Raw genomic sequence first — 19,946 nt, 5'->3', positions numbered from 1 at the left:
CTCACGGCTGGTGCTCCAGGTCGAGCACCACCGCCGCGCCGTCAGGTCCACGCATCAGGTAGGCCACGTAGTTCCCGCTGTGCAGCTGCGGGAGCTGGGGATCGGCCTGCCCGGCGAGGTCGCGGGGCAGCGCGGAGAGGGAGTAGTCGCCCGTCGCGATCACGAGGCCGAACCTGTGGTCGTAGCGGACGTCCACGTTGTCCACGGGGTCGGAGTTGCGCACCCACCTGATGTCGTGGCGCGGCGGTGTGCGGGTCGGGCCGGCTGCGCGGGGGCAGGTCACCTCCATCGGCAGGGTCCGCGGGGCCGTGCACAGGTCGAACTTGCGCCCGACGGCGGCGACGACCTGCCCGCGTTCCAGCTCGAACCCGTGCCTGGGCGGGACCGGGGACACGCCCGGCTCGACCGGTCCCACGTCCTCGGCCGTGGTCTCGCGTCCACGCCAGCGCACCTCGGTGACGAAGTCGACGGTCACCACGTCCAGGTCGTCGTGGAACCACAGCGTCATCACGGCGGCACCGAAGACCTTCAGCACGCCGTCGTGCCAGACGGTCCGCATCCCGTCGCGGGGGTCGCCGACCAGCGTCCACACCACGGTGCCGGTGATCGGTGCGGCAGAGCGTTGCGGGCAGTTCGCCGGCCGGGCCACCACCTCTTCCGCGCACGTCGCGAGCTTGTCCGCGACCAGCGAGAAGACCAGGTCGTCAGCAGCCCAGAGCGGCCGGATGTCCTCTCCCGCGAGGAACGTCGTATCGGCGGCGGCCTGCCACGCGTACTGCTCCCCGGCGACCAGCAAGATCACCAGCAGCACCTGCGCCCACGCGACCCGCCTCCGGCGCGGCCGGCGCACACCGATGAAGATGTCCCCGCCGACATCGCGAACCTGCAAGACCACGCCGTTGTCGCGGACATCGCCCGTGACGTCGTTGCGCATGTGTCCACATGATCCCGGAAGGACCACCGATGCTGCACCACGTCGAGCTCTGGGTCCCTGATCTGGCCCGCGCCGAGTCCACGATCGGGTGGCTCCTCCAGCAGCTCGGCTGGACCGAGCACCAACGCTGGTCAGCGGGCGTGAGCTGGAAACTCGGCCGCACCTACGTGGTCACCGAGCAGTCCCCGGCCCTCACCGGGCCACACGATCGGATGAAAGCCGGCCTCAACCACCTGGCCCTGCACGCGGGTGACAGGGCGAACGTCGACCGCCTCACCGAGGAAGCCCGGCACCACGGCTGGCACCTCCTGTTCGAGGACCGGCACCCCCACGCCGGCGGCCCCGGCCACTACGCGGCGTTCCTCGAAAACACGGACGGCTTCGAGGTCGAGCTAGTCGCTGACTGAGGACCGCCGCGCCAGCACCCCGCCCAGCAGCATCCCGAGCCCGGCCGGCGCCAGGATCAGCAGCGCCGTGAAGGCGGCGCCACCCGTCAGCGCCACCCACAGCGCCTCCTGCCCGGTCTGGTCGACCAGCACCGCCGACCCGATCACGCCCAGGGCACCGGCGAACGGCCCGGCGACCAGTGCCGCGATGAACCACTGCATGCCGGGCGACGGGAGCTCGCGCAGCGCGTCGACCGCGCCCCACAGGACCGCCGCGACGATCAGGAGGCCGAGGGCGATCGGGCCCACCGCCGTCGCCTCGGGGCTGCGGACCGCGACGGCGGCGACGCCGGTCTGCACGGCTCCGTGCAGCAGACCCATCCACAACGCACGGGCGATCCAAGGACGCATGCGGACAGCTTAGGACTGGCCGTACGCTGCGAGGCATGTCGTCCTACGCCGCTCGCCGAACCGCACTGCGCCGACAGCTCCAGGACGCGGAGCTGGACGCGCTCCTCGTGACGAACCTGCTCAACGTCCGCTACCTGACGGGGTTCACCGGGTCGAACGCCGCCCTCCTGGTCGACGCGAGCGGCGACGACAAGACCGTCTTCTGCACCGATGGGCGTTATCTCACGCAGTCGGCGAAGCAGGTGCCGGACCTGGAGCGGTCGACCGAACGGCCGTGCGACCTCGCGCTCGCGAAGCGGGCGAAGGGCAGGCTCGGGTTCGAGAGCCACCACGTCACGGTCGACGGGCTGGACGGGCTCGCGCAGGCGGCGGAGAAGGCGGAGCTCGTCAAGGCGGGCGGGCTGGTCGAGAAGCTGCGGCTGGTCAAGGACGACGCCGAGGTCGAGGCGCTGCGGATGGCGTGCGCGGCGGCGGACCGGGCGCTGGCGGCGTTGATCGGGCACGGCGGGCTGCGGGCCGGGCGGACCGAGCGCGACGTCGCGCGTGAGCTGGAGAGCCGCATGCTCGACCACGGTGCGGAGGGACCGTCGTTCTCGTCGATCGTGGCGTTCGGCGCGAACTCGGCGGTGCCGCACCACTCGCCGACGGACGCGACGCTGCACGTGGGCGACTTCATCAAGCTCGACTTCGGCGCGCTCGTCGACGGCTACCACTCGGACATGACCCGCACCCTGGTGCTCGGCAAGCCCGCCGACTGGCAGCGCGACCTGTACGACCTGGTCGCGCGCTCGCAGGCGGCCGGGCGCACCGCGCTCAAGCCGGGTGCGGAGGTCAGCGAGGTCGACCACGCGTCGCGGGAGGTCATCGAGGAGGCCGGGCACGGGGAGGACTTCCTGCACGGCCTCGGGCACGGCGTCGGGCTGGAGATCCACGAGGCACCGGCGTTGTCGAAGGTGGGTGCCGGTACACTTTCGGCCGGTATGGCGGTCACCGTCGAGCCTGGCGTCTACTTGCCGGGGAAGGGCGGGGTCCGCATCGAGGACACCCTCGTGGTGCGCGAAAGCGGACCGGAGCTCCTCACCCTGACCACGAAGGAACTCGTGGTCGTCTGACGCCCAGCCCAACACAGGAGAAATCCCACCGTGGCCACCACGAACGACCTGAAGAACGGCCTGGTGCTGAACCTCGACGGCCAGCTCTGGACCGTCACCGCGTTCCAGCACGTCAAGCCCGGCAAGGGTGGCGCCTTCGTGCGCACGACCCTCAAGCACGTGCTGACCGGGAAGGTCGTCGACAAGACCTTCAACGCGGGCACGAAGGTCGACACGGCCACCGTGGACAAGCGCGGCATGACCTACCTGTACAAGGAGGGCACCGACTTCATCTTCATGGACGGTGACACCTACGACCAGATCCCGGTCCCGGCTGAGACGGTGGGCGACGCCGCCGACTTCCTGCTGGAGAACCAGGAGGCGGTCGTGGCCGTCCACGAGGGCGTGCCGCTGTTCATCGAGCTCCCGACCTCGGTCGAGCTCGTCATCGAGCACACCGACCCCGGCTTGCAGGGCGATCGCTCCACCGGCGGCACCAAGCCCGCTCGCCTGGAGACCGGCGCCGAGATCCAGGTCCCGCTGTTCGTCACGACCGGCGAGAAGATCAAGGTCGACACCCGCGACGGCCGCTACCTCGGCCGCATCAGCGACAAGTCCTGATGGGTGCTCGGAGCAAGGCCCGCAAGCGCGCGGTCGACTTCCTCTACGAAGCCGACCTGCTGGGCACCGACCCGGTGACGCTGCTGGCCGAACGCGTCGGCTCACCGGACGTCCCCCCGGTCAACGACTACACGGTCACGCTCGTCGAGGGCGTCACCGCCCACCGGACGCGCATCGACGACCTGATCTCGGAACACGCCGAGGGCTGGACGCTGCAGCGCATGCCCGCCGTCGACCGCGCGGTGCTGCGGATCGGCCTGTACGAGCTGCTGTGGGCGGCCGACGTGCCGGACGCGGTCGCGATCGACGAGGCCGTCGAGCTCGCCAAGGGCCTGTCCACCGACGACTCGCCGCGGTTCGTGAACGGCGTGCTCGGCCGGATCGCGGTCATCGCCGACCAGTTGCGCGCGGTTCTCTAGCGGTGTGCCGCGCGACGGTGCCGTGACTCATCCGGCAACCGTCCCACGGCACGCCACATGTTCGGAGCACGGCCGCTCGCCCCGGTCCGGGAGCGGGCGGCCGTTCAGCGCACGGGAGCGCGAGGCCCGGTCGCAACGCGACACCGGCACCCGCGGCGACGAACGCACCCGTCAACGCTCTCGATGAGTTCGCGCTGGTTCTGGCGTTGGACGTCACGGGTCAACGGCACCATGATCTTCCCCCATGACCAAGGTGACCTGCGACCTCTCGATCTCCCTCGACGGCTTCGCGGCGGGCCACGACCAGACCGAGGAACGCCCGTTCGGCGACGACGGCGGTGACGGCTGGGGCAGCACGTTGCACGCCTGGTACGACGACCCCGCCGAGCAGCGCCTGCAGCTCGACCGGCTCGCGCAGACCGGGGCGTTCATCATGGGCCGCAACATGTTCGGCCCGGTCCGCGGCGAGTGGGACCGGCCGTGGAACGGCTGGTGGGGCGAGGAGCCGCCCTACCACGCACCGGTGTTCGTCCTCACCCACCACCCGCGCGACCCGCAGCCGATGCAGGGCGGCACGACCGTCCACTTCGTCACCGACGGCATCGAGGCGGCCCTCGCCCGCGCCCGCGACGCCGCCGGTGACCGCAACGTCTCCATCCACGGCGGTGCGACGACCGTCAACCAGTACCTCGCCGCCGGCCTGGTCGACGAGCTGCGCCTGCGGATCGTGCCGGTCACCCTCGGCGCCGGCACCCGGCTGTTCGACGGCGTACCCGGCCTCGTGCTGGAGCAGGTCGAGTCACGCCCCGCCGCCACGTTCACGCACCTGACCTACCGCGTGGTGCGGCCCTGAAGGTTGTGGTCCGGAGACCGCCGGCCGCGCGCCCACCCGCGCCGCTCGCCCTCGTCGATCATGTGCTTCCCCGCGTCCCACAGCGCCGTCGACGCCTCACCGATGACCGCCTTGCGCGCCCGGACGTCGTCCGCCGTGACGCCGGGGGTGCGCCAGGTGCCGCCCCGCGCCATCCAGTTCAGCAACAGGGGTTGGAGTCGGTCCATGGCCTTCGCGAACCGGGCCTCCGGGGTCGCCCGCGCCTCGAACTCGTCCCACAACGCCCGCAGCGCCGTGCCCGTGTCCGCCGGCAGCAGGCCGAACAGGCGGTCGGCGGCGGCCTCCTCGCGTTCGACCTGGGTGGTGCCCGCCGCCGTGTCGTAGAGCGGGGTGTCGCCCGCGTAGACCTCGACGAGGTCGTGCACCACCACGAGCTTGATCGTGTGCCCGACGTCGATCGGCTCGTCGGCGTACTCGGCGAGCACCAACACCATGAGCGCGAGGTGCCAGGAGTGCTCGGCGTCGTTCTCGCGCCGGTCCGCCGCGGCGAGCGGGGAGGCGCGCAGCACCGTCTTCAGCCGGTCCACCTCGACGAGGAACGTGAGGTGGTCGCGCAGCCGGGCGTCGAGGCCTTCCGGCAGCGGCGTGCGGTCGGTGAGGAGGTCTGCGTCAGCGGCGGTCACCGGACCAGCATGTCATCGGCCGGGACGGGCCCCGCCGGGAGGATCTTCCGGACTACGCTCGGGGGACCGGCCACAGGGGGAAGTCGTGATCGCGCAGTTCGAGCAGGAGCGCGCCCGGCTGCGGGCCGTCGCCCACCGGGTGCTGGGGTCGTTCGCCGAGGCCGACGACGCGGTGCAGGAGGCGTGGCTGCGCGTGCAGCGGGCCGACACCGCCGAGGTCGAGAACCCGCGGGGCTGGCTCACCACGGTCGTCGCCCGCGTGTGCCTGAACATGCTGCGGGACCGCCGCGAGCACGCGCACGAGATGCCGGACCCGGTGGTCGACGCCGCCGAGGGGCCGGAGCAGCGGGCGGTCGCGAAGGACCAGGTCGGGCTCGCGATGCTGATCGTGCTGGACACCCTCAAGCCCGACGAACGGCTCGCGTTCGTGCTGCACGACATGTTCGCGGTGCCGTTCGACGACATCGCGCCGTTGATCGGCAAGACGCCCGCCGCCACGCGGCAGCTGGCGAGCAGGGCGCGCAAGCGCGTGCAGGGCAAGCCGCGGCCCGACGTCGACGTGCCTGGGCAGCGCGAGGTCGTGAACGCGTTCCTGCGGGCGTCGTCGGAGGGGGACCTCGAAGGCCTGATCGCGGTGCTGCACCCCGAGGTCACGCTGCGGGCCGGCCGTCTCGACGTGGTCGGCGCGCGTGCCGTGGCGGGACGGGCGAGCGCGTTCCGCAGGCTCGCGGCCACCGCGCGAATCCGCGAGGTGCTCATCGGCGGCGAGGCCGGCTTCGCGACGTGGGTGGACGGCGAGCTGTTCTCGCTCATGGCCTTCACGGTCCAGAACGACCGGATCGTCGCGATCCACGTCATCCAGGACCGCGCGCAGCTCGCCGCGCTGGTGCCCCCGGAGTGATCACGCACCGGAGACGGAACCGGGTGCCGTTGTCACCCGAACGAGTGATGGAGTAACAGCAGTGGCTCCCGCGCCGTCCTGAGGGCGACCAGCAGGACGGCACGGGAGCCACTGTGCGTGAAGACCCGGGGGTGCTCAGTCTTCCTTGGCCGGACGGGCCTCGGGAGGCAGCACGCCCCAGTCGATGAGCTGCTCGGTGAGCTCGCCGGGGGTCATGTCGTAGATGATCGCCAGCGAGCGGAGGTCCTCGGTGCGGATCGAGAGGACCTTGCCGTTGTAGTCGCCGCGCTGCGACTGGATCGTCGCGGCGTAGCGGGCCAGCGGGCCGACCTTCTCGACCGGCAGCTGCTGCAGCCGTTCGAGGTTGATCACGATCTTGGTGGCCGGCTCGGCACCTGAGGGCACGCGGCCCTCCGGCAGGAGCTCGGCGACGGGGACCCCGTAGAAGTCGGCCAGCTCGGCCAGCTTCTGCACGGTCACCGCGCGGTCACCGCGCTCGTAGGAGCCGACGACCACGGCCTTCCAGCGACCGCCGGACTTCTGCTCGACGCCGTGCAGGGACAGACCCTGCTGCTGGCGGATAGCGCGGAGCTTGGCCCCCAGCGCCTTGGCGTAGTCGCCCATGTGGCGGTTCTCCGTTCATTCGCCCCGTCAGCAGTACGGCGGTGCTGCGGGGAGGCTTAGATCGATACGCAGAGTAATGATTACTCGCCGTGGTCGGCAGGTCAAGCTGATCTCAGGACGAGACGCTCGCCACGCGTGCGACACCACTCGGATGGTTGACCGTCCACAGGTGATACGGTGCAGGTCAGCCTAGTTGTCACTAGGTGTCCGACGTCCTTTAAGGACCCGTCCAGTGAGGCGGGGAAGGAGGTCCAGCCGTGGCGTCACGTCAACGTGGCGCGACGGATCCGGCCGGGGATCGCGAGATCCTTTCGGCCGGTGATGTCGCGCGCACTGTCGCCCGAATGGCCCATCAGATCATCGAGAAGACCGCTCTCGATGCACCCAGCGCACCCGATGTCGTCTTGATGGGTATTCCCTCCAGGGGAGCCCCTCTCGCCCGTCGGCTGGCCGCCAAGATCACCGAGTTCTGCGGCAAGTCGGTCGGCGAGGGCACCCTCGACATCACGCTCTACCGCGACGACCTGCGCCGCGGCCCCACGCGGCCGCTGGAGACGACGAAGCTGCCCGACGGCGGCATCGACGACAAGCTCGTCGTGCTCGTGGACGACGTCCTGTTCTCCGGCCGCACCATCCGCGCCGCGCTCGACGCCCTGCGCGACCACGGCCGTCCCCGTGCGGTGCAGCTCGCCGTGCTGGTCGACCGCGGCCACCGCGAGCTGCCGATCCGGGCGGACTACGTCGGCAAGAACCTGCCCACGTCGAAGACCGAGGACGTCGTCGTGATGCTCGAGGAGTTCGACGGCCGCGACGGAGTGGTGCTGAAGTGAAGCACCTGCTCTCCACCGACGGCCTCGACCGCGACCAGGCGATCGCGATCCTCGACACCGCGGACCGGCTGAAGCAGGCGCTGCTCGGCCGCGAGGTCCGCAAGCTGCCGACGCTGCGCGGCCGCACCGTGATCACGATGTTCTACGAGAACAGCACCCGCACCCGCGTGAGCTTCGAGATCGCCGGCAAGTGGATGTCCGCCGACGTGATCAACGTCAGCAGCTCCGGCTCCAGCGTCAACAAGGGCGAGTCGTTGCGCGACACCGCCCTGACGTTGCAGGCCGCGGGCGCCGACTGCGTGATCGTGCGGCACCCGGCCTCCGGCGCGGCGCACCGGCTCGCGGGCTGGCTCAAGCACACCGGCACGTCCGTGGTGAACGCCGGTGACGGCATGCACGAGCACCCGACGCAGGCGCTGCTCGACGCGGCGACGTTGCGCGACCGCCTCGGCAGCCTCGACGGCCGCCGGGTCGCGATCGTCGGCGACGTGCTGCACAGCCGGGTCGCCCGCTCGAACGTGCACCTGCTGACCACGCTCGGCGCCGAGGTCACGCTGGTCGCCCCGCCCACGCTGCTGCCCACGGGCGTGGAGAAGTGGCCGGTCGCGGTGTCGCACGAGATCGACGCCGAGCTGCCCTCGCAGGACGCCGTGATGCTGCTGCGCGTGCAGGCCGAACGCATGACCGGCGGGTTCTTCCCGAGCTCCCGCGAGTACTCGATCGCCTACGGCCTCAACGAGCGGCGCCTGAAGCTGCTGCCCGAGCACGCCGTCGTGCTGCACCCCGGCCCGATGCTGCGCGGCATGGAGATCGCCTCCGTCGTCGCCGACAGCCCGCGGGCCGCCATCACCGAGCAGGTCCGCAACGGTGTCCACGTGCGCATGGCCGTGCTGTACCACCTGCTTGCCCACGAGGAGGAAACCGCGTGAAACCCCTGCTGCTCAAGGGAGTGCGTCCCTACGGCGAGGGGGAACCGCGTGACGTCTTGATCCGTGACGGTGTCATCGCCGAGGGCACGGACGAGAACGCGGAGGTCGTCGAAGGCAACGGCGCCGTCCTGCTGCCCGGCTTCGTCGACCTGCACACCCACCTGCGCGAACCCGGCCGCGAGGACACCGAGACCATCGAGACGGGCTCCAGGGCCGCCGCTCTCGGTGGCTACACGGCGGTCTTCGCCATGGCCAACACCGACCCGGTCGCCGACAACGCCGTCATCGTCGAGCACGTCGCCCGCCGCGGCCAGGAGGTCGGCCTGGTCGACGTCCACCCGGTCGGCGCCGTCACCGTCGGCCTCAGGGGCGAGAAGCTCGCCGAGCTCGGCACGATGGCCAAGTCCAAGGCGAACGTCCGCGTCTTCTCCGACGACGGCCACTGCGTGCACGACCCGCTGATCATGCGCAGGGCGCTGGAGTACTCGAAGGCGCTGGGTGCCGTCATCGCCCAGCACGCCGAGGAGCCGAAGCTCACCGTCGGCGCGCAGGCGCACGAGGGCGAGAACGCGAGCAGGCTCGGCCTGCAGGGCTGGCCCGCCGCCGCCGAGGAGTCGATCGTGGCGCGCGACTGCATCCTCGCGCAGCAGGTCGGCGCGAGGCTGCACGTCTGCCACGTCAGCACCACCGGCACCGCCGACGTGCTGAAGTGGGCCAAGGCCCGCGGCACCAGGGTCAGCGCCGAGGTCACCCCGCACCACCTGATCCTCACCGACGACCGGCTGAGCACCTACGACCCGGTCAACAAGGTCAACCCGCCGCTGCGCACCCAGACCGACGTGGACGCGCTGCGCCAGGCGCTGGCCGACGGCACGATCGACTGCGTCGCCACCGACCACGCCCCGCACGCCGTGCAGGACAAGGACTGCGAGTGGTCCGCCGCCCGCCCCGGCATGCTCGGCCTGCAGACCGCGCTCGGCATCGTCGTCGAGACGATGGTGAAGACCGGCCTGCTGGACTGGCGCGGGGTCGCGCGGGTGATGAGCGAGAAGCCCGCCGAGATCGCCGGGCTGACCGACCAGGGCCGTCCGATCGAGGTCGGCGAGCCCGCGAACCTGGTGCTGGTCGACCCGGACGCGACGTGGACCGTGACCGGGGCGGAGCTCGCGAGCATCGCGGGCAACACCCCGTTCGAGGGCATGGAGCTGCCCGGCGCGGTGACGGCCACCATCTTGCGTGGCCGCGTGACCGCACTCGCGGGGAGGATTGCGCCATGACCCGCGTGCTCCTCTCCGTGGCGGTCCTCGTGTTCTTCGCGCTGTGCGTGTACGGCATGTGGCACGGCTGGAAGCGCCGCCAGCGCCAGCAGGCCGGCCTGCCCGCGTTCCCCGCCCTGCCGCAGGCCCTCGGCACGCCGAGGCTCACGACCACGGGCGTCTACGTCGGAACGACGAACGCCGGCAACTGGCAGGACCGCATCCAGGTCGGCGACATCGGCCACCGCGCGGAGGCCGTGCTGAGCCTGGTGCCGGAAGGCGTCGCAATCGAACGCACCGGCGCCACACCGCTGTTCATCCCCGCCGCGTCCGTCCGGGACGCGCGCACCGACCGCGGACTGGCCGGGAAGGTCATGTTCAGCGAGCAGGGCCTGCTGGTGCTGCGGTGGGAGAACGAAGGCCACCTCTTCGACACCGGGTTCCGCGGTGACGACAAGGACGTTTACGACGAGTGGGTCGCGGCTCTGGGCCACGACCCCATCAACACGGAGGGCAAGGCGTGACGAACGCGGCATTGGTGCTGGAAGACGGTCGCGTCTTCCGCGGTGAGGCGTACGGAGCGACCGGCGTCTCGCTCGGCGAGGTCGTGTTCTCCACGGCCATGACCGGATACCAGGAAACCCTGACCGACCCCTCCTACCACCGCCAGATCGTGGTGCAGACCGCGCCGCAGATCGGCAACACCGGCTGGAACGACGAGGACGACGAGTCCACGAAGATCTGGGTGGCCGGCTACGTGGTCCGCGACCCCGCACGCACCCCGTCGAACTGGCGCTCCCGGCGCGGTCTCGACGAGGAGCTCGCGAACCAGGGCGTCGTCGGCATCGCGGGCCTCGACACCCGCACCCTGACCCGCCACATCCGCGAGCAGGGCGCGATGCGCGCCGGTGTGTTCTCCGGCTCGGCGCTGACCGACGACACGTCGATGGTCGAGCAGGTCAAGGCGAGCGCGCAGATGGTCGGCGCGAACCTCGCGGTCGACGTCACCACCGACAAGCCGTACGTGGTCGAGGCGATCGGCGAGAAGAAGTTCACCGTCGCCGCGCTCGACCTGGGCATCAAGTCCAACACCCCGCGGATGATGGCCGCACGCGGCATCGAGGTGCACGTCCTGCCGCTGACCAGCACGTTCGAGGACATCCTCAAGGTCAGCCCGGACGGTCTCTTCCTCTCCAACGGCCCCGGCGACCCGGCGACGCAGGACCACGCCATCGCCCTGACCAAGGAGGCGCTGGGCCGCGAGCTGCCGCTGTTCGGCATCTGCTTCGGCAACCAGATCCTCGGCCGCGCCGTCGGCCGTGGGACCTACAAGATGCGCTACGGCCACCGCGGCATCAACATCCCGGTGATCGACGTGGCCACCGGCAAGGTCGCCATCACCTCGCAGAACCACGGGTTCGCGCTGGAGGGCACGCCGGGCGAGGAGTTCTCCTCGGAGTTCGGCCGCGCCGTGCTGTCGCACTACTGCCCGAACGACGGCACCGTCGAGGGCGTCCGGCTGCTCGACGCACCGGCGTTCTCCGTGCAGTACCACCCCGAGGCCGCGGCCGGTCCGCACGACGCCGCGCCCCTGTTCGACGAGTTCGTGACCATGATGAACGGCGGCCGCTGACATGCCCAAGAGGACTGATCTCAAGCACATCCTGGTCATCGGCTCCGGCCCGATCGTCATCGGCCAGGCCTGCGAGTTCGACTACTCCGGCACCCAGGCGTGCCGGGTGCTGCGGGAGGAGGGCATCAGGGTCAGCCTGGTGAACTCCAACCCGGCGACGATCATGACCGACCCCGAGTTCGCCGACGCCACCTACATCGAGCCGATCACGGCCGAGTTCGTGGAGAAGGTCATCGCGCAGGAACGCCCGGACGCGATCCTCGCGACGCTGGGCGGCCAGACCGCGCTGAACACGGCGATCGCGCTGCACGAGCGCGGCGTGCTGGAGAAGTACAACGTCGAGCTGATCGGCGCGAACGTCGACGCCATCCAGCGCGGCGAGGACCGGCAGATCTTCAAGGACCTGGTGCGCAAGATCGGCGCCGAGGTCCCGCGCTCGGCCGTCTGCACCACGATGGACGAGGTCCGCAAGACCGTCGCCGAGCTGGGCCTGCCGGTCGTCATCCGGCCGTCGTTCACCATGGGCGGCCTGGGCTCCGGCATGGCCTACACCGCGGAGGAGCTGGAGCGCCTCGCGGCCATCGGCCTGGAGGAGTCCCCGGTCACCGAGGTGCTGATCGAGGAGAGCGTGCTCGGGTGGAAGGAGTACGAGCTCGAGCTCATGCGCGACCGCAACGACAACGTCGTGGTCATCTGCTCGATCGAGAACATCGACCCGATGGGCGTGCACACCGGTGACTCGGTGACGGTCGCGCCCGCGATGACGCTGACCGACCGCGAGTACCAGCACATGCGCGACGTCGGCATCCAGGTCATCCGCGAGGTCGGCGTCGACACCGGCGGCTGCAACATCCAGTTCGCCATCCACCCCGAGAACGGCCGCATGGTCGTCATCGAGATGAACCCGCGCGTGTCGCGGTCCTCGGCGCTGGCGTCGAAGGCCACCGGCTTCCCGATCGCCAAGATCGCCGCGAAGCTCGCCATCGGCTACACCCTCGACGAGATCACCAACGACATCACCGGCGAGACCCCGGCGTCGTTCGAGCCCACGCTCGACTACGTCGTCGTCAAGGCGCCGCGGTTCGCCTTCGAGAAGTTCCCCGGCGCCGACCCGACGCTGACCACGACGATGAAGTCCGTCGGCGAGGCCATGTCGATCGGCCGGAACTTCGTGGAGGCGCTGGGCAAGGCGCTGCGGTCGCTGGAGACCAAGTCCGTCGGTTTCTGGACCCAGCCCGACCCCGAGGGCGTCACGCTCGACTCCACGCTCAAGCAGCTGGAGCGCGGTCACGACGGCCGGCTCTACACCGTCGAACGCGCGCTGCGGCTCGGTGCGTCCATTGAGGACGTGCACAGGGCGTCGGGCATCGACCCCTGGTTCGTCGAGCAGATCGCGTGGCTCGGCACGCTGCGCCAGGAGCTGCTCGACGCACCGGTGCTCGACGAGTCGTTGCTGCGCAAGGCGAAGCGCGCCGGTCTGTCGGACCGGCAGATCTCCGTGCTGCGGCCGGAGCTGGCCGGTGAGGACGGCGTGCGCGCGCTGCGGCACCGTCTGGGCGTGCGCCCGGTCTACAAGACGGTCGACACGTGCGCGGCCGAGTTCAAGTCGGAGACGCCGTACCACTACAGCGCCTACGAGCTGGACCCGGACGCCGAGTCCGAGGTCGCCGAGCAGCGCGAGAAGCCCAAGGTGCTGATCCTGGGCTCCGGCCCGAACCGCATCGGCCAGGGCATCGAGTTCGACTACTCCTGCGTGCACGCGGCGATGGCGCTGCGGGCGGCCGGGTACGAGACCGTGATGGTCAACTGCAACCCGGAGACGGTGTCGACCGACTACGACACCTCCGACCGCCTCTACTTCGAGCCGCTGACGTTCGAGGACGTGCTGGAGGTCGTGCACTCCGAGCAGCGCTCCGGCGAGGTCGCCGGCGTGATCGTGCAGCTGGGCGGCCAGACGCCGCTGGGCCTCGCGAAGCGCCTGGCCGCCGCCGGTGTGCCGGTCGTGGGCACCACGCCGGAGGCGATCCACCTCGCGGAGGACCGCGGCCAGTTCGGCAAGGTGCTGACCGAGGCCGGCCTGCCCGCGCCGAAGTTCGGCACCGCCACGTCGTTCGCCGAGGCCAAGGAGATCGCGGACGAGATCGGCTACCCGGTCCTCGTGCGGCCCTCCTACGTGCTCGGCGGCCGCGGCATGGAGATCGTCTACGACGAGGAGTCGCTGTCGGGCTACATCGCCCGCGCGACCGAGGTGACGCCCGAGCACCCGGTGCTGGTCGACCGGTTCCTCGACGACGCCATCGAGATCGACGTCGACGCGCTGTGCGACGGCGACGAGGTGTTCATCGGCGGTGTGATGGAGCACATCGAGGAGGCCGGCGTGCACTCCGGTGACTCCTCCTGCGCGCTGCCGCCGATCACCTTGGGCGCCTCCGACATCGAGAACGTCCGCCGCTCCACCGAGGCCATCGCCCGCGGCATCGGCGTGCGCGGCCTGCTGAACGTCCAGTACGCGCTCAAGGACGACGTGCTGTACGTGCTGGAGGCGAACCCGCGCGCGTCGCGCACGGTGCCGTTCGTGTCCAAGGCGACCGCCGTGTCGATGGCCAAGGCCGCGTCACGGGTCATGCTCGGCGCCACGATCGCGGAGCTGCGCGAGGAGGGCATCCTGCCGGCCACCGGTGACGGCGCCCGGCTGCCCGAGCACGCACCGGTCGCGGTGAAGGAGGCGGTCATGCAGTTCCACCGCTTCCGCACCCCCGAGGGCCACGGCGTGGACTCGTTGCTGGGCCCGGAGATGAAGTCCACCGGCGAGGTCATGGGCATCGACTCGTCGTTCGGCAAGGCGTTCGCGAAGTCGCAGACGGCCTCCTACGGCTCGCTGCCCACCGCGGGCAAGGTCTTCGTGTCGTTCGCCAACCGCGACAAGCGCGCGATGATCTTCCCGGTGAAGCGCCTGGCGGACCTGGGCTTCCAGATCCTCGCCACGGCCGGCACCGCGGAGGTGCTGAAGCGCAACGGGATCCCGTGCACCGAGGTGCGCAAGCACTTCGAGGGCGAGGGCAACGTCGTCGACATGATCCTCAACGGCGAGATCGACATGATCTTCAACACGCCGTACGGCAACAGCGGTCCCCGCGTCGACGGCTACGAGATCCGCACCGCCGCCGTGGCCAAGGACATCCCGTGCGTCACCACGATCCAGGGCGCCGCCGCGGCCGTGCACGGCATCGAGGCGCTCATCCGCGGTGACATCGGGGTCCAGCCCCTGCAGGCGCTCCAGGCGTCGCTGCGGGGTGGGAAATGACCTTCGGCGAACGGCTCACGAAGGCCGTCGAGGCGCACGGGCCGCTGTGCGTGGGCATCGACCCGCACCCGGCGCTGCTCGACGCGTGGGGCCTCTCGCGATCGGCGGAGGGCCTCGAACGGTTCGCCCTGACGGCCGTCGAGGCCTTCGGCGGGCGGGTGGCGGTGGTCAAGCCCCAGGCGGCGTTCTTCGAGGCCTGCGGGTCGCGCGGGGTGGCCGTGCTGGAGCGCGTGATCGCCGAGCTGCGCGACTCGGGCACGCTGGTGCTCGTCGACGCCAAGCGCGGCGACATCGGCTCCACCATGGCCGCGTACGCCGAGGCGTACCTGGCCGAGGGCTCGCCGCTGGCCGGGGACGCGGTGACGGTGTCGCCGTTCCTCGGCTTCGGCTCGCTGCAGCCGGCGCTCGACACGGCACGGGCGAACGACCGGGGCGTGTTCGTGCTGGCGCTCACCTCGAACCCGGAGGGTGCACAGGTCCAGCGCGCGGTTGCTCCGGACGGGCGAACGGTGGCGCAGACGATCATCGATTTCGCCACGGCTCGGAATTCCGGCATTTCTCCGTGCGGCGATGTGGGTCTCGTCGTGGGTGCCACGATCGGTGAAACGGACGTGGACCTCTCCGGGTTCAACGGCCCGGTTCTGGCACCCGGTTTCGGTGCTCAGGGCGGCTCGGTCGCTGATCTAAAACGGCTCTTCGGGTCCGACATGCGCGGCGTTCTGCCGACTTCTTCACGAGATGTTCTCAAGCATGGACCCGACGTATCGTCGCTGGTCAGCGCCGTGCGGAGGGTCCAGGACAGCCTCTGAGGAGGGGCGCGCCGCGTCTTTTGGGGTGTGGCGCGCTCACCTGGGGAAACTTGTGTTGGTAGGGTCCAGCCCACCGGCTGCCCCGCTGGTCACCGGCCTCATAGCACACTGTGGGTGTGCGACGAGTTGCCGGTGGCGGTGATCAGGCGGCCGGGGGGTGTTGGTACTACTACCACCCGCCGCATCACAGATGGCCGCTGAAGATTTACCTGACTGGGTCACGTTGTACTCAGGCAATTGCGGTCGGTACGGTCGCGGCACCGATCCGAAAAGAATCCACACCACGGAGGAAATCGTGGCTCTTCCCCAGCTTACCGAGGAGCAGCGGGCCGCAGCGCTGGAGAAGGCTGCTGCCGCTCGTCGCGCTCGGGCTGAGCTCAAGGAGCGCCTCAAGCGCGGCGGCACGACCCTGACGGACGTGCTCAAGGCCGCCGAGAGCGACGAGGTCCTGGGCAAGATGAAGGTGTCCGCCCTGCTGGAGGCCCTCCCGGGCGTCGGCAAGGTGCGTGCGCAGCAGATCATGGAGCGTCTCGAGATCGCTCCGAGCCGTCGTCTGCGTGGCCTGGGCGACCGCCAGCGCAAGGCGCTCCTCACCGAGTTCAGCGGCGAGTGAGTGGCCTCGAGCCGGGGACGGGCGTTGCCCGTCCCCGGCTCACCGTCTTGTCCGGGCCGTCGGGCGTCGGCAAGTCCAGCGTCCTGGCGGAGCTGCGCAGGCAGCAGCCCGACATCTACTTCAGCGTCTCGGCGACCACCAGGAAGCCGAGGCCGGGCGAGACCGACGGGGTGCACTACCACTTCGTCGACCGCGAGAAGTTCCAGCAGATGGTCGACGCGGGTGAGTTCCTCGAACACGCGGAGTTCGCCGGCAACTGCTACGGAACGCTTCGCAAGCCGGTCGAGGAGGCCCTGGCCGCCGGACGACCGGCCCTGCTGGAGATCGAACTGCAGGGCGCGCGGCAGGTCCGCGTGGCCATGCCGGAAGCCCAGCTCGTGATGCTCGCCCCGCCTTCGTGGGAGCACCTGGTGGACCGGCTCACCGGCCGGGGCACCGAGCACCCGGAGGTCGTCGAGCGCAGGCTGGCCATCGCCCGCGAGGAGCTGGCGGCCGAAAAAGAGTTCGACGAGGTCGTCGTGAACGCCGACGTGCAATCGGCCGCGGCCGACTTGCTATCCTTGATGGTCGGACCACGAATCTCAGGAGTTTGACGAGTGATCACCCACACCGAGCTCGGTCACCTGACCGGTTCCCCGGAGGGCATCACCAACCCGCCGATCGACGACCTGCTGGAGCAGGTGAGCTCGAAGTACGCGTTGGTGATCTACGCAGCGAAGCGTGCCCGCCAGATCAACGACTACTACGCGCAGCTCGGCGAGGGCCTGCTCGAGTACGTCGGCCCGCTCGTCGAGCCGGGCCCGCGTGAGAAGCCGCTGTCGATCGCGCTCCGCGAGATCCACGCCGGCTTGCTCGAGCACACCGAAGGCGAGTGAGTTCGAAGACGCTGGGGTGATGCGTGCCCGCGGAAAGCGCAGGCCGTCGCGCTTCGAAGTGTCTTGTGGGGGCCGAGCCCCCACACCCCAGCCGGGGCTGCGCCCCGGACCCCCAGCGGGGTCCCTCCGTCGTGAGGCGTGACCTCCTCGGTCGTTCCTCTCAGGAGAGCTTTTGACTTCCGCTGTGAATGGCTCTGATGCCCCCGCAAAGCCCCGGATCGTTCTCGGGGTTGGCGGGGGCATCGCTGCGTACAAGGCCTGTGAGGTGCTGCGCCGGCTCACCGAGTCGGGGCACTCCGTGCGCGTGGTGCCCACCGAGGGGGCGCTGAAGTTCGTCGGCGCCGCCACGTTCGAGGCGCTGTCCGGGCAGGTCGTGTCCGCGGACCCGTTCGACGACGTGCACGAGGTGCCGCACGTCAAGCTCGGCCAGAACGCCGACCTGGTGGTCGTGGCCCCCGCCACGGCGAACCTGATCGCGAAGGCCGCCCACGGCCTGGCCGACGACCTGCTGACGAACACCCTGCTGACCGCGCGCTGCCCGGTCCTGCTGGTGCCCGCGATGCACACCGAGATGTGGGAGCACCCGGCCACCCAGCACAACGTGGCGCTGCTGCGCAGCCGCGGTGTCGTCGTCGCGGAACCGGCGAGCGGCCGCCTCACCGGCAAGGACACCGGCAAGGGCCGGCTGCCCGACCCCGCGGAGATCGTCGAGCTGGCCCGCCTGCTGCTCACCCGGCGCGACGCCCTGCGGCGGACGCTGGAGGGCGTGCACGTCGCGATCTCGGCCGGTGGCACCCGCGAACCACTCGACCCGGTGCGGTTCATCGGCAACCGCTCGTCGGGCAAGCAGGGCTACGCGCTCGCACGGGTGGCGGCGCAACGCGGTGCGCGAGTGACGTTGGTCGCCGGCAACACCGCGGACCTGACCACCCCGGCCGGTGTCGACCTGGTCCGGGTCGGCTCCGCCGTGGAGCTGCGCGACGCCATGCACAAGATCGCCGGTGACGCGGACGTGGTCGTCATGGCCGCCGCGGTCGCCGACTTCCGGCCGGCCGCGCTGACCGGACACAAGATCAAGAAGACCGACGCGGACCCGGACCCGATCTCGCTGACGAAGAACCCCGACATCCTCGTGGAGCTCGTTTCCGCACGTCGGGACGGCCAGGTGATCGTCGGGTTCGCCGCGGAGACCGGTGACGGGACGACGTCCGTGCTCGACTACGGCCGGGCCAAGCTGCGCCGCAAGGGCTGCGACCTGCTGGTGGTGAACGCGGTCGGCGACGGCAAGGCGTTCGAGCAGGACGACAACGCCGGGTGGCTGCTCTCCGCCGAGGGCGCGGAGACGCCTATCCCGCACGGACCGAAAGCGCAAGTGGCTGCCACGGTGTGGGACGCGGTTAGCGCTCGCTTGACTGAGTCTCAGTAGTATTTCCCGGAGTCGAACCCGCAACGAAGGAGTGTCCGTGAGCCAGCACAGCAGCAGGCTGTTCACGAGTGAGTCGGTGACCGAGGGACACCCCGACAAGATCTGCGACGCGATCAGCGACTCGATCCTGGACGCGTTGCTGGCCAAGGACCCCCGGTCCCGCGTCGCGGTGGAGACGCTGGTGACGACGGGTCAGGTGCACGTCGCGGGTGAGGTCACGACCGAGGCTTACGCGGACATCCCGACGATCGTGCGGGAGAAGATCCTGGAGATCGGCTACGACTCCTCGGCGAAGGGCTTCGACGGCCACTCGTGCGGCGTGAACGTGGCGATCGGCGCGCAGTCCCCGGACATCGCGCAGGGCGTGGACACGGCGTTCGAGGAGCGCGTCGAGGGCGCCGCGGACGAGATCGACAAGCAGGGCGCGGGCGACCAGGGCCTGATGTTCGGCTACGCCTGCACCGACACCCCCGAGCTGATGCCGCTGCCGATCGCGCTGGCGCACCGCCTGTCGCGTCGGCTGACCGCCGTCCGCAAGGACGGCACGGTTCCGTACCTGCGCCCGGACGGCAAGACGCAGGTCACCATCGAGTACGCCGGTGACCAGCCGGTGCGCCTGGACACGGTGGTCATCTCCACGCAGCACGCCGACGGCATCGACCTGGAGAAGCTGCTGGGTGTCGACCTGCGCACTCACGTGGTCGCGCCGGAGGTCGCCGAGCTGGGCATCGACACCGCCGACGTGCGGCTGCTGACGAACCCGACCGGTCGCTTCGTCATCGGCGGCCCGATGGGTGACGCGGGCCTGACCGGCCGCAAGATCATCGTCGACACCTACGGCGGCATGGCGCGGCACGGTGGTGGCGCGTTCTCCGGCAAGGACCCGTCGAAGGTCGACCGCTCCGCCGCCTACGCCATGCGCTGGGTCGCGAAGAACACCGTCGCCGCGGGCCTGGCCACGCGCGTCGAGGTCCAGGTCGCCTACGCGATCGGCAAGGCCGCCCCGGTGGGCCTGTTCGTGGAGACCTTCGGCACCGAGACCGTCGACCCGCAGAAGATCCAGCAGGCCATCACCGAGGTCTTCGACCTGCGCCCGGCCGCGATCATCCGCGACCTCGACCTGCTGCGCCCGATCTACGCCCCGACCGCCGCGTACGGCCACTTCGGCCGCACCGACGTCGACCTCCCCTGGGAGTCGACCGACCGCGCCGAGGCCCTGCGCGCCGCCGCCGGCGCCTGAGCCGTCCCACGGAGCACGGCCCGCTGCCCTCAGGGGAAGCGGGCCGTTCCCGTTCGGGCACACTTCCACCGCCCGGCCGGGCTGCCTCGGCGTGGTGACCGGCGGCCGTGGCGGCGTTGTTCATGTACG

22 protein-coding genes are annotated in these 19,946 nt (G+C 70.5%); 18 read left to right on the top strand and 4 right to left on the bottom strand.

What is annotated here, in order from left to right; translation table 11 throughout:
- Position 1: 1 nt before the first annotated feature.
- Complete coding sequence (locus tag ACZ7CD_RS16340; RefSeq protein ID WP_470379167.1) at positions 2-934, bottom strand: hypothetical protein; 933 nt, start codon at positions 932-934, stop codon at positions 2-4.
- A 29-nt stretch (positions 935-963) separates the two neighbouring features.
- On the opposite strand from ACZ7CD_RS16340, the gene ACZ7CD_RS16335 reads away from it, so the two are divergent.
- A complete protein-coding gene (locus tag ACZ7CD_RS16335) occupies positions 964-1,341 on the top strand; it encodes a VOC family protein (RefSeq protein WP_470368603.1) in 378 nt (125 codons plus the stop codon).
- On the opposite strand, the gene ACZ7CD_RS16330 is transcribed toward ACZ7CD_RS16335, so the two are convergent.
- Positions 1,327-1,731, bottom strand: coding sequence for a B-4DMT family transporter (locus ACZ7CD_RS16330; RefSeq protein WP_458433346.1), 405 nt, complete (start codon positions 1,729-1,731; stop codon positions 1,327-1,329). The genes ACZ7CD_RS16335 and ACZ7CD_RS16330 overlap by 15 nt on opposite strands.
- 35 nt (positions 1,732-1,766) lie before the next feature.
- On the opposite strand from ACZ7CD_RS16330, the gene ACZ7CD_RS16325 reads away from it, so the two are divergent.
- The 4 genes from ACZ7CD_RS16325 to ACZ7CD_RS16310 all read left to right on the top strand — a co-directional run bounded on the left by ACZ7CD_RS16325 (position 1,767) and on the right by ACZ7CD_RS16310 (position 4,715).
- Positions 1,767-2,843, top strand: a complete 1,077-nt coding sequence (locus ACZ7CD_RS16325; RefSeq protein WP_360387049.1) for a M24 family metallopeptidase — start codon at positions 1,767-1,769, stop codon at positions 2,841-2,843.
- Between the two features lie 30 nt (positions 2,844-2,873).
- A complete protein-coding gene (efp, locus tag ACZ7CD_RS16320; RefSeq protein WP_360387052.1) occupies positions 2,874-3,443 on the top strand; it encodes an elongation factor P in 570 nt (189 codons plus the stop codon).
- Positions 3,443-3,862: a transcription antitermination factor NusB gene (nusB, locus tag ACZ7CD_RS16315; RefSeq protein WP_360387054.1), complete on the top strand. Its 420-nt coding sequence runs from the start codon at positions 3,443-3,445 to the stop codon at positions 3,860-3,862. Before efp ends, nusB begins: the two co-directional genes overlap by 1 nt.
- 244 nt (positions 3,863-4,106) lie before the next feature.
- Positions 4,107-4,715, top strand: coding sequence for a dihydrofolate reductase family protein (locus tag ACZ7CD_RS16310; RefSeq protein ID WP_470379166.1), 609 nt, complete (start codon positions 4,107-4,109; stop codon positions 4,713-4,715).
- Here the strand turns inward: ACZ7CD_RS16310 and ACZ7CD_RS16305 are convergent.
- Entirely contained in the window at positions 4,694-5,377 is a 684-nt protein-coding gene (locus ACZ7CD_RS16305) for an HD domain-containing protein (RefSeq protein ID WP_470379165.1), read from the bottom strand. The two genes, ACZ7CD_RS16310 and ACZ7CD_RS16305, sit on opposite strands and share 22 nt — an antisense overlap.
- 85 nt (positions 5,378-5,462) lie before the next feature.
- On the opposite strand from ACZ7CD_RS16305, the gene ACZ7CD_RS16300 reads away from it, so the two are divergent.
- Positions 5,463-6,278 (top strand): sigma-70 family RNA polymerase sigma factor, encoded by an 816-nt coding sequence (locus ACZ7CD_RS16300; RefSeq protein WP_470379164.1) that lies wholly within the window; start codon positions 5,463-5,465, stop codon positions 6,276-6,278.
- Positions 6,279-6,413: 135 nt separating this feature from the next.
- On the opposite strand, the gene bldD is transcribed toward ACZ7CD_RS16300, so the two are convergent.
- On the bottom strand, positions 6,414-6,902 hold the full coding sequence (gene bldD, locus ACZ7CD_RS16295) for a transcriptional regulator BldD (RefSeq protein WP_030471611.1): 489 nt from the start codon (positions 6,900-6,902) through the stop codon (positions 6,414-6,416).
- A gap of 257 nt (positions 6,903-7,159) precedes the next feature.
- On the opposite strand from bldD, the gene pyrR reads away from it, so the two are divergent.
- From pyrR to metK, 12 genes are all read left to right on the top strand, one after another.
- Positions 7,160-7,732: a bifunctional pyr operon transcriptional regulator/uracil phosphoribosyltransferase PyrR gene (gene pyrR, locus ACZ7CD_RS16290; protein ID WP_360387067.1), complete on the top strand. Its 573-nt coding sequence runs from the start codon at positions 7,160-7,162 to the stop codon at positions 7,730-7,732.
- Positions 7,729-8,661, top strand: a complete 933-nt coding sequence (locus ACZ7CD_RS16285) for an aspartate carbamoyltransferase catalytic subunit (RefSeq protein ID WP_470379163.1) — start codon at positions 7,729-7,731, stop codon at positions 8,659-8,661. The genes pyrR and ACZ7CD_RS16285 overlap by 4 nt, the downstream gene beginning before the upstream one ends.
- Positions 8,658-9,938, top strand: a complete 1,281-nt coding sequence (locus tag ACZ7CD_RS16280) for a dihydroorotase (RefSeq protein WP_458433341.1) — start codon at positions 8,658-8,660, stop codon at positions 9,936-9,938. Before ACZ7CD_RS16285 ends, ACZ7CD_RS16280 begins: the two co-directional genes overlap by 4 nt.
- Positions 9,935-10,441: a PH-like domain-containing protein gene (locus ACZ7CD_RS16275; RefSeq protein ID WP_470373318.1), complete on the top strand. Its 507-nt coding sequence runs from the start codon at positions 9,935-9,937 to the stop codon at positions 10,439-10,441. Before ACZ7CD_RS16280 ends, ACZ7CD_RS16275 begins: the two co-directional genes overlap by 4 nt.
- Entirely contained in the window at positions 10,438-11,550 is a 1,113-nt protein-coding gene (gene carA, locus ACZ7CD_RS16270; RefSeq protein ID WP_360387079.1) for a glutamine-hydrolyzing carbamoyl-phosphate synthase small subunit, read from the top strand. Before ACZ7CD_RS16275 ends, carA begins: the two co-directional genes overlap by 4 nt.
- Before the next feature lies 1 nt (position 11,551).
- On the top strand, positions 11,552-14,854 hold the full coding sequence (gene carB, locus ACZ7CD_RS16265) for a carbamoyl-phosphate synthase large subunit (protein ID WP_470379162.1): 3,303 nt from the start codon (positions 11,552-11,554) through the stop codon (positions 14,852-14,854).
- Positions 14,851-15,663, top strand: coding sequence for an orotidine-5'-phosphate decarboxylase (pyrF, locus tag ACZ7CD_RS16260; RefSeq protein ID WP_360387085.1), 813 nt, complete (start codon positions 14,851-14,853; stop codon positions 15,661-15,663). The genes carB and pyrF overlap by 4 nt, the downstream gene beginning before the upstream one ends.
- Before the next feature lie 295 nt (positions 15,664-15,958).
- Entirely contained in the window at positions 15,959-16,276 is a 318-nt protein-coding gene (gene mihF / locus ACZ7CD_RS16255; RefSeq protein ID WP_053733390.1) for an integration host factor, actinobacterial type, read from the top strand.
- Entirely contained in the window at positions 16,273-16,869 is a 597-nt protein-coding gene (gene gmk / locus ACZ7CD_RS16250) for a guanylate kinase (RefSeq protein ID WP_360387088.1), read from the top strand. Before mihF ends, gmk begins: the two co-directional genes overlap by 4 nt.
- 3 nt (positions 16,870-16,872) lie before the next feature.
- The gene (rpoZ, locus tag ACZ7CD_RS16245) at positions 16,873-17,151 is read left to right on the top strand and encodes a DNA-directed RNA polymerase subunit omega (protein ID WP_045313812.1); all 279 of its coding nucleotides are present in this window, start codon (positions 16,873-16,875) and stop codon (positions 17,149-17,151) included.
- A gap of 172 nt (positions 17,152-17,323) precedes the next feature.
- Positions 17,324-18,577, top strand: coding sequence for a bifunctional phosphopantothenoylcysteine decarboxylase/phosphopantothenate--cysteine ligase CoaBC (coaBC, locus tag ACZ7CD_RS16240; protein ID WP_470379161.1), 1,254 nt, complete (start codon positions 17,324-17,326; stop codon positions 18,575-18,577).
- Between the two features lie 37 nt (positions 18,578-18,614).
- Positions 18,615-19,817, top strand: a complete 1,203-nt coding sequence (metK, locus tag ACZ7CD_RS16235) for a methionine adenosyltransferase (RefSeq protein WP_360387093.1) — start codon at positions 18,615-18,617, stop codon at positions 19,815-19,817.
- Positions 19,818-19,946 lie beyond the last annotated feature (129 nt).

The sequence above is a fragment of the Lentzea sp. NPDC036949 genome (assembly GCF_055608075.1).
Note: the sequence above shows the minus strand (reverse complement) of the source record. Positions and strands in the feature narration are given on the sequence as shown.